The organism is Segatella hominis (genome assembly GCF_004535825.1).
GTDB classification, from domain to species: domain Bacteria; phylum Bacteroidota; class Bacteroidia; order Bacteroidales; family Bacteroidaceae; genus Prevotella; species Prevotella hominis.
This window is the reverse complement of sequence record NZ_SGVY01000049.1, coordinates 1-15,338: the sequence shown is the minus strand read 5'-3', so window position 1 is coordinate 15,338 and position 15,338 is coordinate 1. Positions and strand designations below refer to the sequence as shown.

At 41.7% G+C, this 15,338-nt stretch carries 13 protein-coding genes, 1 tRNA gene and 1 pseudogene; 7 read left to right on the top strand and 8 right to left on the bottom strand.

What is annotated here, in order from left to right; all coding sequences use genetic code 11:
* Positions 1-17: 17 nt before the first annotated feature.
* A complete protein-coding gene (locus EXN75_RS13990) occupies positions 18-1,370 on the bottom strand; it encodes an ATP-binding protein (RefSeq protein WP_134844269.1) in 1,353 nt (450 codons plus the stop codon).
* A 439-nt stretch (positions 1,371-1,809) separates the two neighbouring features.
* Here EXN75_RS13990 and EXN75_RS17830 point away from each other — a divergent pair.
* Positions 1,810-1,935 (top strand) — tRNA-OTHER (locus EXN75_RS17830).
* A gap of 99 nt (positions 1,936-2,034) precedes the next feature.
* Entirely contained in the window at positions 2,035-4,293 is a 2,259-nt protein-coding gene (locus EXN75_RS13985) for a hypothetical protein (RefSeq protein WP_134844268.1), read from the top strand.
* A gap of 580 nt (positions 4,294-4,873) precedes the next feature.
* Here EXN75_RS13985 and EXN75_RS13980 read toward each other — a convergent pair.
* From EXN75_RS13980 to EXN75_RS13960, 5 genes are all read right to left on the bottom strand, one after another.
* The gene (locus EXN75_RS13980; protein WP_246031412.1) at positions 4,874-5,479 is read right to left on the bottom strand and encodes an HAD family hydrolase; all 606 of its coding nucleotides are present in this window, start codon (positions 5,477-5,479) and stop codon (positions 4,874-4,876) included.
* A 139-nt stretch (positions 5,480-5,618) separates the two neighbouring features.
* Entirely contained in the window at positions 5,619-5,909 is a 291-nt protein-coding gene (locus tag EXN75_RS13975) for a putative quinol monooxygenase (RefSeq protein WP_022109813.1), read from the bottom strand.
* 187 nt (positions 5,910-6,096) lie between these two features.
* Complete coding sequence (locus EXN75_RS13970) at positions 6,097-6,585, bottom strand: DUF695 domain-containing protein (protein WP_158570136.1); 489 nt, start codon at positions 6,583-6,585, stop codon at positions 6,097-6,099.
* Positions 6,586-6,734: 149 nt separating this feature from the next.
* Positions 6,735-7,595 carry a tRNA threonylcarbamoyladenosine dehydratase gene (locus EXN75_RS13965; protein WP_134844266.1) on the bottom strand — a complete coding sequence of 287 codons (861 nt, stop codon included), beginning with the start codon at positions 7,593-7,595 and terminating at the stop codon, positions 6,735-6,737.
* A 713-nt stretch (positions 7,596-8,308) separates the two neighbouring features.
* Positions 8,309-9,358 carry a carbohydrate porin gene (locus EXN75_RS13960; RefSeq protein ID WP_246031411.1) on the bottom strand — a complete coding sequence of 350 codons (1,050 nt, stop codon included), beginning with the start codon at positions 9,356-9,358 and terminating at the stop codon, positions 8,309-8,311.
* 282 nt (positions 9,359-9,640) lie between these two features.
* On the opposite strand from EXN75_RS13960, the gene EXN75_RS13955 reads away from it, so the two are divergent.
* On the top strand, positions 9,641-10,126 hold the full coding sequence (locus EXN75_RS13955; protein WP_134844265.1) for a PaaI family thioesterase: 486 nt from the start codon (positions 9,641-9,643) through the stop codon (positions 10,124-10,126).
* Between the two features lie 102 nt (positions 10,127-10,228).
* Positions 10,229-10,990 (top strand): YaaA family protein, encoded by a 762-nt coding sequence (locus EXN75_RS13950; protein ID WP_022110911.1) that lies wholly within the window; start codon positions 10,229-10,231, stop codon positions 10,988-10,990.
* Between the two features lie 42 nt (positions 10,991-11,032).
* On the opposite strand, the gene EXN75_RS13945 is transcribed toward EXN75_RS13950, so the two are convergent.
* On the bottom strand, positions 11,033-11,410 hold the full coding sequence (locus EXN75_RS13945) for an L-rhamnose mutarotase (RefSeq protein ID WP_167639533.1): 378 nt from the start codon (positions 11,408-11,410) through the stop codon (positions 11,033-11,035).
* A 202-nt stretch (positions 11,411-11,612) separates the two neighbouring features.
* Between EXN75_RS13945 and EXN75_RS13940 the strand changes: the two genes are divergently transcribed.
* From EXN75_RS13940 to EXN75_RS13930, 3 genes are all read left to right on the top strand, one after another.
* Positions 11,613-13,268: a carboxylesterase/lipase family protein gene (locus EXN75_RS13940; protein WP_134844263.1), complete on the top strand. Its 1,656-nt coding sequence runs from the start codon at positions 11,613-11,615 to the stop codon at positions 13,266-13,268.
* 83 nt (positions 13,269-13,351) lie between these two features.
* The gene (locus EXN75_RS13935; RefSeq protein WP_134844262.1) at positions 13,352-13,645 is read left to right on the top strand and encodes a hypothetical protein; all 294 of its coding nucleotides are present in this window, start codon (positions 13,352-13,354) and stop codon (positions 13,643-13,645) included.
* A gap of 264 nt (positions 13,646-13,909) precedes the next feature.
* Positions 13,910-14,899 (top strand): TerC family protein, encoded by a 990-nt coding sequence (locus tag EXN75_RS13930; protein WP_134844261.1) that lies wholly within the window; start codon positions 13,910-13,912, stop codon positions 14,897-14,899.
* Positions 14,900-15,156: 257 nt separating this feature from the next.
* On the opposite strand, the pseudogene EXN75_RS18045 reads toward EXN75_RS13930, so the two are convergent.
* Positions 15,157-15,338, bottom strand: a pseudogene (locus EXN75_RS18045) (hypothetical protein); the annotation flags it as partial.

Here is a 15,338-nt window from a genome sequence, read left to right as displayed (position 1 = left end):
ATATCTTACCAATCGTCCTAAAGCAACACTTCATCTTCTGCCTGCTTTGGCTCTATACACATTATATAATAGATAGGCAGATAAGTTATTCCATCCTTCACCTTCACCTGCTGAGTATTGGATAAAACGAAGGCTTGCTGGATGTTATATTCCTTGACTTGCAGGAACTTATCCAAGGCACTATGCACCTGATAATCCTTACCAGACTTGATTTCTAACGGAAGAACAGAAAGGTGCTCCATGTCATCTATCAGATAATCTACTTCCCCCGTCTTCTTGTTGTCGTAATAATAAAGATTGAAGCCATGCGCCTTCAACTCCTGTGCCACCACCGTCTCATAAACGGAACCGAGATTAATACTTGCCACATCATCCATCACCGCCTTGATGTTGGTGCCAAAGAAAATGCCGGTCAGAATACCCACATCGTTCATATAAAGCTTCAGCAGATTCTTACCACTATTCTCTATCAGAGGGAAACTTGGCTTACTGATGGCCTTCACTTCCAAGGTAATGCCAGAAGAAATCAGATAATCAAATTCCTCTACATAATCACTCATTCGCTTTCCCTTCTTGTCCTCAATGTCCTTCACCACCACACGTTTTTTCTTGTTTTCCAAATTAGAAGGAACCATACTGTAGATGCGCTGAATCTTCAAGCGATTGTGCATCTCCTCATAACGTGCCGCATCCACTCCATAGAGATGATGGATTTCATTCTGAATGGTACGAATAGTTGTGATATTCTTGGTTGCTAAGAATTCATTGACAGCATCAGGCAATCCACCTACCAGGAGATATTTCTTGAACAAATCTAGAAGTTTGTTATGGATAGCTTCCGGCATCGACTCCCTTGCAGCAAACTTCTTGCGAATCGCATCAAGCACCAATTGCCCGATTCCATTGGCTATCAGGAACTCTTCAAAGTCTAACGGATACATGTGACGGATAATGATACTGCCTAAAGGAATAGATGATGTTGTCTTAAGCGTAACACCCAGCAACGAACCACTGGCGATATAAGTAAACTTATTATCTTCACGCAGGAACTTAAGCAAAGTAAGCAAATGATCATAGGCTTGAATCTCATCTATAAATACCAAAGTGTTATTCTTTTCCTTCATCCTATCACCTGCCACCGTACTCAAAGCCAAATAGAAATCATCCACCGTCTTAGCGTCAGCAAAAGTCCGGTCTCCAAGCTTATCTGTTTCCATATTCACCTCAATATAGTTGGGAAAAAGCTTCTTTCCGATTTCTCGGATAATGTACGATTTTCCGATTTGGCGTGCACCATCTACAATCAGAATCTTGTCAGACCCTGATTGTAAGTGACTTACGATATATTTTTCTATCTTTCTATACAGCATAATTACACTTTTCTTATGATTTTAACGGTGCAAATATACACTTTTCCTACGAAATAACCAAATAAAAAATACACTTTTCCTATGAATACGGGGATCGGAAACCACACTTTTCTGAAAGAAACAGTTTTTTTAAATAAAAATATGGATTTGTACACACACATCACCCCTTTTTTATTAAAGGAGATTTATGGCAAATTGATAAATATTCACAACATGCTCAATCCTTGTTTTTTCAGGCTTGAGCATATTTTTTCTTATCTACGCAGAAAGACTGCATACCCATGTTGTAACTTTGCATCCGAAAACAAGAAATATGGATATTTGGAGGTCAAGCGATGCTTACTTCATTAATGAATCGCTAGTACTGTTGTAGTACTAGAGCTATGGGTACTCAGCATGGCTATTACCTCCAATTTTCATTGCTTGAAGATAGTTTATGGCTGCGATAGCTCAGCTGGTAGAGCATAGTTTTGTGTGGGAATTACCATCATCAAGCTGGTCAACTCACACATACTGCTGCAATGAAAGCCTAGTGTCGCTGGTTCGATTCCAGCTCGCAGCCCCAATTATTAACATAGGTCAAGAGGGACTTACTACATGACATAAGATTGCAGTTCTTAATGGTTTGAAGTTCCTCGATTACCTTATTATATAATAGATAATTATGAACGATGAGAATTTATTGAAGGTTGCTTTGAGATACAAGGCTTTGTATCTTGATATTGAAAAAGAGGATATAGACATGTCCTCAAAGATGACACCTGCTGTTTATTCCCTCACTGAACGCCTGAAAGAAAATGGCTTTTGTTTGAGCGAAGAACTTCTCCATGCATTAGACGAAGTACCTGTGGCGAAATTAGCAGATATAGTCTCTATCATAGAGGATGTGATGGGAGTTGGACTCAATTGGTCGTCTCTTGTCAAAGGATGGGACATGCCTACAGGCGAGGGGGTCGCTGACCACTTTATAACCTGGGTTGCCAACATCATCAAGGGTGAACTGAATATCAAGGGAACTACCCTACCTTGTGGTCACTTGATTCCAGATGGTACATTTCCACTGGAAAGATACAATGGATGCCCTTTCTGTGGAACACCGTTCAAAACAACAAATTATGCGTACAAGGGACAGGGAAACAAGCTTAAGGAACTTAGGTTATTGAACAGAGAAGATTTGAAGGGAATATTTCTTTCGTTACTTACCTCTCCTACTCCTCTTGATACAACCCAAAAAGATTCACTCAATCTGCTTTTGAATTGTTTTGAGGTTCCAGAAGGTACAGAAATTGGCATGAAGGAGACCATGATGCTGGTCATCAAACATTGGGTGTCAACAGGTCAAGCTGATAGAGCCATGGACTATTTCAAGACTCCAACAGACATCTTGAGATACCTATGGTTTGAGAAGACTGGGCACGTTCAGATCATCAAACCTTCAACTCTTATGAATAATGCTCGAAGACTGGGAGCTCACATGAACTTTGTTTGTGACAAAGCCTTGACTTATCAGGAGCAGATGAAGCAGCAGCTCATGCTCAAGTATAGTCGTAAAAATTGCAAGACGGTGAGCAAATGGATAAACAATCTCCCGCTTTCGGCAATTAAGATGGCTGAGGACATGAACTCCAAGCGTGGTATGTGGGTAAGATTCATACGTGCCTTGCGTCTGGCGGAGTACGCCAAGAGAAAAGGGTATGAGAAGTTAGCTGATGTCATGGACATTTTCTATAAACAAAACTACACCACGTGGCAGGGAAACTTAGATCAGGCTTCGAACAACAACCAGGCAGAAAAGGTTTTAGGCATGCTCAAGGAAAGACCAGGTTCATTTGCCAGATGTCTCTTTGCCACTATGTTGAGATTCGGTAGCTTAAGAACCTTGAAAGCATTTGGAGAGATTGCCGATGAGCTGCCAGCCAGACTACTCGTCTCCCTTGGCAATGCAGCAGAAGAATATTTTGACATCGACTCCATCAGGTCAATCAAGACTATTACTGGAATCCAGAAGATCATCCCACACAACAAATTGCTTGCTCTATACAGTAAGGTAGAACGAGAGAAAATGATTGAGGATGTGAATGGTATGTACAAGGACTCTATGTTCAGGCGTTTCAAGGCACAGGACACAGAGAGCAAGACCATCTACATCGCCCCTGAGTTATATGACATACCTGTTAGCGTCGGCGACCGATCAACAACCATACAGGATACCAGTTGTGCACTGATGGGAACTCGCTTCCCTATGGAAGGAGATGCGGTAAGGTTATTCTTGCAATGGGGAAAGGGGCTGCATGCCCAGCATTTGGACATGGACTTGAGCTGTCGCATCTCTTACGAGGATAAGATAGAGGAATGTGCCTATTACAATCTTACCTGCACAGGTGCCAAGCATTCTGGTGACATACGTTCTATCCCTGAGATGGTGGGTACAGCAGAGTACATTGAACTGTCACTGCCAGAACTGGAGGCTGCAGAAGCTAAGTATGCCATCTTCACATGCAACGCCTACTCCTGTGGATCCTTATCTCCAAATCTTGTAGTTGGTTGGATGAACTCCGCCAACAAGATGAAAATATCAGAGAAAGATGGAGTAGCTTATGACCCTTCCAGTGTTCAGCACATGGTGAGGGTTGCCGACGACAATCTCTCCAAAGGATTGGTATTCGGGGTTCTGGACATTGCCAAACGAGAAATCATCTGGTTGGAAATGCCTATCGCAGGACAGACATTGCGTTCGGCTAGAAGTAAGGATATAGAGGCTTTACTCATAAAATTACAAAGGAAACTCAAGATTGGTGAGCTTCTTAAGATGAAAGCCGAAGCACAGAGTCAGAAAATAGTAGGTTCTGCAGAACAGGCAGATGAAAGCTATACCCATGAGTGGGCATTTAATCCGGCAGAAGTAAGTAAGCTGTTATATTGAATTTATGAAGGAGACCTAAACAAGGCCTCCTTCATTCTTTTTGCCTAAATTTTGAAAATCAGTCAATCTATGATGACATAATGTTCAGTTTTTTTAACTTCGCCATTTCTTTATTAATATCAAACTTCTCCATTGTATATCAATTAAAAATTCTGATGCAAAGATAGCCCACACCTGTGTAAGTTCGTTTCACACAATAAAAAAATTTTTCAGGCGCAATGATTTTTCTCACGATTCACCGAATTTTGCAGAAAAATGAATGAGCAAACAATGGAAATGGAAAAAGAACAATTAAACGGCAAGATAATGGATAGGGAGGATATCAAACATACCTTCAAAACGAGGTATCTCAATAGTGATAAGGTAATCTTCTCAGAAAAGGGATGATTCGCAATTTAAATATAAAACACAGCATTCCGACAATAAAAGCAACTTTTATTTTGGTTTGTCCAAGTATATCGAGAAAAATGATATTTATGAGCGGACAGGGCTTCTTTCCTTAATGACAAGATGAAAAGAACCTATATCCGAATCATCAAGGAAAGAATCGATAGGTTCAATAGGCAGTCAGAATAGCTTCCTATAATTCCAAGTCGAGCCAATCATCAAACTCAACATTCTGGAATGTATAAATGCCGAGGTTTTCCGCAGCGACACAATTCTCCTGGAGGTCGTCAATAAACAACGATTCTTCAGGAACTATCGCTGCTTGTCTGATGACTTCCTCGTAGATTCTTGCATCCGGCTTGGAAAGATGGAGCCGCTGAGAGAGGAAGACTTTTTCAAAATAGTCTTCCACATTATGCCCCTGATAGGGGAATAACTTCTCCACACAATAATCCCAGTGAATGTCTATGGTGTTGCTCAATAGAAAGAGACGATAGCCCTTAGCCTTGAGCTTTAAAAGCCTGCGTTTCTTCTCATCGGGAATAACAACCAACATTCGATTGGCCGCTTCAATAATTTGGTGATTAGAAACTGTTGTCAGGGTCAAGTTCCTTGCCGCATCGCAAAACTGTTCCGTAGAGATCAGTCCTACACCTAACTCACCCATGAGTCTCTTTGCCTCTGGGTTAGAGTCTATCAGTTTCTCCATTCCAAGTACCTTGAAAGCATTCATACATCCTAGAGAATTCAACTTCACAAGTACGTTCCCCAAATCGAAAATGATATTTTTGTATTGCATCTTCATTGTTGTTTAATAGAGAGGTTGAGCACTCTTCTGTTAAGTCAACTCCAATCACCTTCTCGTGGGCAAAGATGATTCAGAGAACTACTTGTAGCTGAAGCTGGCTCATGTCGCATATCGTCTTTAAGGAAACCTGTTATTTCTCAAACTGAAATTGTTCCAGTTTCAATCCATGCTTCGTCAAAGCCTCTATTTGAGGAACCAACGTGGTAAAGTGTGCAGACTCCATGTGAGTTTTCAGCACCTTAGCGTTCTGCCAAGTCTCACATATCATCATCACGCCATCACGAGTACCACTAACGAAATAGTCATAGGCAATGTTGCCTTCGTCAGCCAATGACTTTTCCACTAACTCCTGACACAGGGCATTAAGTTGCTCCATATCCACTCCTTCTTTCACTTCAAAAAATACATTCAGTCTTATCATGTCTGTAATATTTAAATTTTTACTATCAAAAACTTTCGGTGCAAAAGTACTGAATAATACTGAAAATCATCTATTTTTAAATGATTTTTTAATATCTTTTGCTCCATATAAGCAAAATGCCTAGCGAAAGAGCAACACTATAATAAAGGCAATGATATAGGCATGCGCTTGGATTGCCAGGGAACTATTATAACTCTTCCAGCAAAGTATTAAATTGTGTCCAGAATGGATCTTGCCGCATCGTATACTGAAGTTTGCGATCAAGCTTCAATTTGCCTAACACTTTGCCCGCATTTTCAGGATTATTTACCATCCAATAGATGCTGCAGACATTATTGCCCTCCACAAAACCAACAATCAGTGGATATGGCACATCCTTACATTTGATGCGAAGGGATAAATCGATGGCGCCTATCAAGTCCCCAAGGTTTTTTTTCTCCTTTTCCGTAGGCAGGCCCTGCTCGTCCATCTCTTCAATTGGAACTGTCACCTGACAGCACCACTTCAGTAAATTTCTCTTTTGGTAATTGCGCAGGCCAACATTTACCTTGCCCTCATAAAGCTTGTCTCCTTTCGTGAAGGTATTCAAATCCTCAAGCTTTTTATTTGGACAAAGTTGATTGACATGTTTCCAGCCATCCCTTATATAAGCTACAAAGCCTAACAACTTTTCCAAAAGTGCCAGGATACAGATGCCAGCACAAACGTATGCTATAATGTATGTTATAGAAATCATAAAATCGACAATTGAGCCAGTTGCTCCTTTAAGTTATTACTACCAGTAATGAAATAAGGAATTTTATCTTTTATGGTGAATTATGATCATCAATCAATGATTTGATTGATTACCATACCTGCGATTGCCATACCGAAAGTTGCGGTGATGTGGCAGAGTGAACCATTGATCTGCGCCTTCGTAGAGCACCATTCATGTTCTACAAGGCTCTGGTCGCCTGGAGCATCATAGATGGCTGTGTCTGTTCCACGTTCTCCGCTGAGCAGTTTCGCTTTAGGGCACAGACAACCGCCTGTACCGCAGGCTTTGTTTACGCCCATATTCTTCATTGGCGTTTCTACGCTATATACACATTGGAATTTGCGGTGAGGGAAGGTCTTGTTCTTCTTGAATTTTTTACGCAAGGCTTTGGCTAATGGATCACCTTCTACCTTCCAAAACTCAGCCTTCCTGACCTTGAACGGGTCGCGTCGGAGAGCAGCACCCATAGAAGATATGAATGTGATTTCCTTCGGAAGGGCAGTGGCACGGAGTATCAGGTCGGCCTTATCCTTCAGTGAGTCGATGGCATCAATGATGAAGTCGTATTCCTCCATGTGGAACTCGTCGGCAGTTTCAGCCTGATAGATTTTCTGATAAGCCGTGATGTTGGCATTGGGATTGATCTCCAGCAGTCGTTCGCGCAGTGCATCCACCTTTACTTCTCCGATGGTACGGCTTGTTGCCATCAGCTGGCGGTTGCAGTTGGTTACGCAGACACGGTCACTGTCCACGATAGTGATGTTGCGCACGCCACTACGCAACAATCCCTCGGCGCACCATGAACCCACACCTCCAATACCGAAGATGAGCACGCGTGCCGACTGTAATTTCTCCAGATTATCCTTTCCTAAGAGCAATTCTGTGCGTCGCTGCATTCCCTGTTCTATTGTTGTTATTCTGTCTCCCATTTTATCTGAAATAATTGTTGTTTTTACTGCTACTTTTCTTTTTCTTTCGATTGCGGGTGCAAAGATACAATATTTTGAAAGAGCAAGCAAGAAATTTCCACTTTTTATTGCAAATACTTATCTCGTGCTATCTATCCCGAAGGGGCTGATGAGTTTAACGGTTTCTTCACTTTTCCATCACATCTTTGAAATGTGAATTAAGGGTGGAGTACAGGTTGTACCCTTTCCTTGTGATGAGCACCCTGGTCTTGCCGAAATGGATAGCAAGGAAATAAGATTGAAACAATCTCGATACTTCAAAATTTTCGTCCATAGACGAAAAAAATGATGAAAATGAGGGGATTTTCGTCTATAGGCGAAAATCTTGTTAAAAACAGAGATATTTTCGGCTATACACGAAAAAAATGCTATCTTTGCACAAAAATTCGAATATGAACGAAAATATAGAATCAGTAAAGAAGTATAATCTTTGGTTCGGTAACACCATCGATTGTGGTTTTCCTCGTCCGCTTTATACCGAAAGTGTCGCTTGATGATCTCCAGTTGCCTTCTCGCAAGGGTATTACGCATGTAAGGGCATGGGAATTATCTCAGATGTTATAGTTTCATTCAGAATAGTAGATAGCTGTTATTTTACCATATAAAAAAGGTGTACATCGTTTGTTTTTTTTTGAAGTCAAACGATGTACACTTTTTGCTAAATTTCTCTTTCTTTAGAAACTTACATAGAGTCGGGCACAGAGTGCCGTGAAATCTCCATTGTCGTTTTTAATGTATTGGAATGAAGGCTGGATGGAAATGGATTCAGTCAACTGTCTTTTCCAAGTAGCCTCCAAAGAACATTCTGTTCCCTGCTGGAAACGGGCATACTGGGCAGACAAGCCACACTCGTTCTTTTCATCCTGATAGGAACCGCCCACTTCTGCATACCGGTAACAAGCATTCTGATGACTCGTATTCTCGGAATACTGCACCATGCAGGAGATCGTCTTTTCTCCAGAATTCCAAACCTCCTGTTCACCATAGACCCACCAGGCACCGGTAAGCTTGCTCCTGGATTCATCAGAAGATACCATTTCGCCATCCTCATTGATCGGATATTGACGGGTATGAAGGGCAATACCTGCAAAATATTTCCCACCTTTATAATTATATTCCAACTGCGACATGTTGAAGATTCCATCCTTTTTTGGACGAACCAGGAAAGGATTATCGTGAGCTTTCCATCCACTATAACCTGCACCATTATTCAGACTATTTTTGAAGGTCCATCTTCCCTTCGTAACATCAAAATAAAGGGTTAATCCCGAATGTGGATAATTCGCTATCGGATAACTGGATGCAATGGTAGGAAAAATTCCTTCAGAACTGTTGAGAAATAGTGACGTAATGTCTGATGTAAAGAAATCCTCGTTTACATTCCTCACACCCGCAAACAGATGGCCAGAATTCCACTCGTGCATGTAACCCAACACGGCAAGGAGGGCAAAATGATTATCTTCATCTATGTTTGAAAACCCCTGCCAGTCATCTATAATGCCATCGTTGGTCTTTGCCACATGGAGCGTTGCTGCTTCGAATGAATCCTTTCCGTTTCCTATTGGAATACTCAGTTCTAATCTCAACTGGTTCACAAGGTTGGTATTCTTGTTCATATCCCATTGCCATTCAGAAATATACTGTCCCCTGAAAACCTGTGCATGGGTCTGATTTAAACAGAACATGCCTAATAATACTAATATAACAATGCGCTTCATCTTCATGCTTTTGTATAATATTTATTCATTTTATTCACTCACTCGCTTCCCGCGAGTTTAAATCCAATTCGGGTTGCAAAGTTATAATTAAGAAAACTACCTTGCAATACCTAAAAATAGGTATTCTATCACACCACTTTAGTATGCATTTCTTGCAAAATACCCATTTGTAGGTATTCAGTCACTTAAAAATTTTGTTTTATCAGATATTATTCGTATCTTTGCGATGCTAAATGATATTTTAAATGTGGAAGATTGAATCTCCACTTAGAAAAGGAGTTTTTTGATATGAAAAAAATATTGAATCCTTATCTGAATAAGGAAGGTTACAACTGCGTTTGCTGCGCACCAAACAATCCGGTAGGATTGCACCTTGAGTTTTGGGAAGAGAATGAGGATGTTCTTACCATCTGGAAACCTGGTGAGAATTATCAGGGATGGGTAAATACCTTGCATGGCGGCATCATTAGTATGCTGATGGACGAAGTGGCAGGCTGGGTCATCAACCGCAAGCTGCAGACTACTGGTGTTACGATGCAATTGAACGTGAAGTACAAGAAGCCTGTGATGACCACCGATTCTCAGATTACGGTGCGTGGTCACATCGCCAGCCAGCGCCGCAACATCGTCACCATCCACTTGACTCTGGAGAACTCCAAAGGCGAGGTTTGTGATGAGGGCGAAGCCGTCTATTTCACTTTCGGATTAGACAAAGCCAGAGAAATGGGCTTCGAAGGTTGCAAGGTTGAAGGGGAGTTCATGCTACTCAAATAAAAATAGGATAAATAATTTATACAATATGATTTCATTTGAATTGGAGGAGTTGGACGAGATCTTGCAGAATATCCTATCATAAAGAATATAACCGACATCAATATGCAAATACTCTTAGCATCAGCCAAAATCATGAATGCTGCCACATCTGTGGACATTCCGATGAAAAGCAAGCCTAAGTTTCAGGAACAAGCCGGACTGTTTGCCTTGGAACTTTCCACATGGGACACAAATCGTCTCATGAAAGAATTGAAATGCAGCCAAGCCATCGCCCTGGAGAATCAGCAACGATATCAGAGTTTCTGGAACGAGGAAGAGCTGTTGCCTTCCATCCTTGCCTACTATGGCCAGGCATATAAATATCTCCAGGCAGACAACTTTAGCCAAGATGATTTTGCTTTTGCACAAGATCATCTCTTCATCACCTCTTTCCTATATGGTCTGTTGCGTCCTTTGGATATGATTCATCCTTATCGCATGGAAGGAAAGGTAAGGCTGGATGCTACTAAGGGAATGAATCTCTTTGCCTTTTGGAAAACTTATCTTACGAATATGTTGATTGAGGCTGTGAAAGCAAACGATGGCATCCTCATTCATCTAGCCACCGAGGAGTTTGAGCATCTCTTCGACTGGAAGCGAGTTTGCCAAGAGGTAAAGGTGATTCAACCTTTATTTTATGTGGACAAGGGTGACACCATCAAGATGTTATCCGTCCATGCCAAAAGTTGCCGTGGAGCCATGACTAAGTTCATCATTCAAAATCGGATAGACCAGCCTTCAGATATATTCAATTTCGAGTTGAATGGATTCAGATATGCTCCCAACTATGGAGATGAACTCCATCCTCATTTTATTAAGAAATAAATTTTAATTTACAAATGATAAAAGACTTACGATTATCGAAAATTAATCGTAGAGATAGAATATGCGTTCCATCATGTGCCACTTTTCATCGCTGGTAGCACCTTTGCCGCATTTTTGGAATTTGCCTACCACTTCTTCCCATTCTGCTTGTCTTGGGAGTGTGGCAAGTTCTGCCATTGATTTGTCCCAATCGAAATCTTCCGACGCATCAACTATCATCACCAGTCTGTTGCCGAAGATGTAAATCTCCATCTCCAGAATGCCTACCTGTCGGATTCCATCACGAATTTCCTTCCATTGCACACCCTCAGAATGCAATTTGCGATATTCACGGATAGCCTCTTCATCCGATTCTAACTCCAACCACTGTACGTAGCGCTTGGTGACTACGGGATATTTCTTCTGTTTATAACCTTCCATCATTTTCTATATTTAATTCATGTTTTACGTTCGTATTCTGTTTATTTTTGCAAAAATATAAAAAAAGTATGAGGAAAACAAGTCAAACTATTGATATTTTGTTTATTTTTGCAATATCGTTTTGCAAATGCTGCATGATCACTAAGGAAATACGGCACTTTAAAGCACATTTTAAAATATATCATCATAAAAATTATATCAGATGAAAAAACTATTTCTATCCCTCGCCTTTCTGCTCCCTGCTATGGGAATGATGGCACAGACACAGGTCAAAACTGCTGAAGGTATCCTCGAAGGAAAGGATCTCTCTGGCATCAAGGTTTTCAAAGGTGTTCCGTTTGCAGCACCTCCTGTAGGTAATCTCAGATGGAAGGCTCCGCAACCAGTACAGAAATGGGAGGGTGTGCGCGAGGCTAAGGAATTCGGAGCGAACCCGATGCAGGAACCTATCTTCGGTGATATGAACTTCGGAACAAAGAATAATAGCGAGGACTGTCTCTACCTGAATATATGGACTCCTGCAAAGACCATGAAGGAGCATCTGCCGGTATTGATTTATTTCAATGGTGGAGGATTGATGGCTGGTAGCGGAAGCGAACCTCGATATGCTGGTGATGCAATGGCGAGAAAGGGAATCATCTCTATCACTGCCAATTACCGTGAGGGCATCTTCGGATTCTTTGCTCATCCTCAGCTCTCCAAGGAGACTTCCTATAAGGGCTCAGGAAACTATGGTTTCATGGACCAGGTAGCTGCTATCCAATGGGTAAAGAATAATATCGAGGCTTTCGGTGGTGATCCTGACCGCATTACCATTGTAGGTGAATCAGCCGGTTCTATGTCGGTTAGTGCTCTGATGGCTTCCCCTCTCTGCCAGGGACTCTTTGCCCAGGCTATGGGTTCCAGCGGTTCGGTGATGGGATTCAAGAAGATTGCTACCCAGAAGGAAGCCGAGGAGAAAGGCGTGCAGCTTGCCCAGAAAATAGCAGAGAAGATAGGCAAGAAAACGGGCAAGAAGGTGAAAAAGAACGTAGGATTGAAGAACCTCAATGAACTTCGTGCGCTGCCTGCCGAAGAACTGATGATGCTGGCGGGCGTAAGAGCGGTTCCTGTCTATAATATCGACGGATATTTTATGAAAGAACAGCCTGTAGATGTCTTCGCCAAGGGCGAACAGACCAAGGTGCCTCTGCTCATTGGCGGCAACAACCTGGAGATGAACTCTGGGGCAGTATTGATGGGCAAAAAGCCAACCGTTGAGAACCTGAAAGCTGGCGCCAAGGCTACCTTCGGAGAAGAGAACATCGACGAACTCTTCCGTCTTTACGGAATCAACAGCGACAAGGATGTGTTGGAGCAGCCGGGTGTGAATCTGGCTTCGGATATCTTCCTGGATTATTCTACCTGGAAGTGGGGCAACATGCACAAGCTGACCGGCGGACAGCCAGTTTACCGCTATCGCTATTGTCATCCTCGCCCAGCAATGGCCATCAAGGGCAAGGTGGCAGCTTTGGCTGGCGGCGTGGTAGATGCGAAGGAAGATGCAGCTCCTGCTCCACAGGATAAGGGAGCCGTTCACTCTGCCGACATAGAATATGCAATGGGCACTTTGCCTACCAACCGCGTGTTCAACTGGCAACCGGAGGATTACATGATTAGCGAAATCTTCAGCCAGTATTATGTAAACTTCGTGAAGACCGGAAATCCAAACGGTCTGGGTCTGCCGGAATGGCCATCTACCAACGGCAAGTCCGTAGCTCCTGTGCTTCAGATAGATGTGAATACTGAGGTAAAAGCTGATGCCCAGATGGAGAAGCGCTATGAGTTTATTGACCAACTGTTTTGGAAAGAAAAATAATCTTTGTATTGCATTCAAAAGCTTTATAATTTTGTCGCAGATAAAATGACAAGGCTGATAAAACAGAATAAATAATAAAATTCATGTTTCAGAAATTCATTATCAATAGAGAGGGTGTACTGAAATTCGGACACGTTTATTTGCACCGTGATATGCTGGCTCCAGGAGAGCAATGCACATACGGTGGAGGACTATGGAAAATCGACGAAAGTCGGGGAGCCATAGTCCTCTATGGTCGAAGCTTCGATTTCGGTCCTCCCGATTTTGACTACGTGAAACAGATAGACTGGTCGGGCTTGGGGGGCACCCCTCGCCCACTGCTCTATCTGCCCCATTGGCCTAATGAAGAGGAAGTTGTGTCAATCCTGATGGACTAATATCTCTCAATCACCCTTTTTCTTCACTCCGCATATTACAATCCTATTACATTCCTCATTATTCACGTTAAATTCAATTAAGTTTCCTCATGGAACTTTCTCTATTTCGAATATTTTTTCTAATTTTGCGCCACGTTTCTAACGGTTGAAATGAATATGAAAATTCTATGATAAAGAATCTGGTTATTTTATGATATGAATCAGATTTAGATGAAATAGGAATAATTTAGGTATTATATATATAAATAGGTAAGAAAAGAAAAAATGGAACATGTTTTTACAGAATCGATGTTTTTGGTGGGCTTTGTGATATTCATCGCTGCCATACTCGTATTAGACATGCTGGTTATCGACCGAAAGGCGCATGTAGTTTCCATCAAGGAAGCTGGATCCTGGACAGCAGTTTGGATTATTCTCGCCCTCGCCTTCGCCGTATTCATCTACTTCCATGGCGATATGGTGCACGGCATCGAGAACTTTGACGATTTGAAACTGATAGCCTCACGCTATGCTTCTCATCTCAAGCTGGATTCGAATGACTATGAGGCAAGTCTGCAGCAATATCGCCACTACATGACCATCTCTTACATCTCAGGTTATCTGATAGAGAAGACGCTCTCCGTAGATAATCTCTTTGTGATGATGATGATCTTCAGTTCATTCGGAGTGGATAAGAAAGATTATCAGCATGTATTAAACTGGGGAATCTTGGGAGCCATCGTACTTCGCTTTGTCTTCATCTTTGCAGGTGCAGCCCTCATCAGCCGATTTGCCTGGATATTGCTTATATTCGGAGGATTCTTAGTTTATAGCGGAGCTAAGATGTTCCTGAATAGAAATAAGAAGGAAGAAATCAATGCACTTGAACATCCTGTGGTGAAGTTCATGCAAAGACGTCTGCACTTAGGTCCTTTGGTGATGACGGTGGTATTCATCGAGTTTTGCGATCTGATATTTGCTTTCGACAGTATTCCTGCCGTATTCTCAGTATCACTCGACCCGTTTGTAGTGTTCTTCTCCAATATCTTCGCCATCTTGGGTCTGCGAGCGCTCTTCTTCCTCTTGGCAGCGATAGCCGATAAGTTCCGCTATCTGAAGGTGGGTGTAAGCGTGCTATTGGTGTTCATCGGTGTGAAGATGCTCATCCACGATTTCTTCGAGATAGATGCAGTAGCTTCTCTCGTCATTATCCTTCTCGTATTGCTCGCCAGCATCGGAGCATCGGTTGTGATTCCAAAGAAACAGGAAGCTTAAATTACAGAAAATTGTATAGCAAAATATAAGGATAAAGCACGATTCCTATTGATATTGCAATATGGATGAAAGAAATTCCCGATAAAGAAAGTTCTGTTTGCAAACGTTAAGTTGCAGGCAGAACTTTTTTTGTATTGTTAAATCTAAGCATCTACCATTCCGTATAAGAACATATTTATTCAATTTATGAAGATATTTGTAAAGTTTATGCAAAATTTATCTGTATTTATATTAATGTATGTATAAATAACTGATGGTTATAAGAAAAATAATTCTCTTTGCAACGAGAAAAATCGAGAACAAAAATTAGTTTTAGATTGTTTAACATAAAGCTCTAAAGCAGCCAAAGGAGAATAAGAGAGGTTGGAACGTAAACAGTTGGGAATGAGTAGATTTGCACAAAGTTGCCAAATCGGCATAAAGCAAGCGAGTGAGGAAT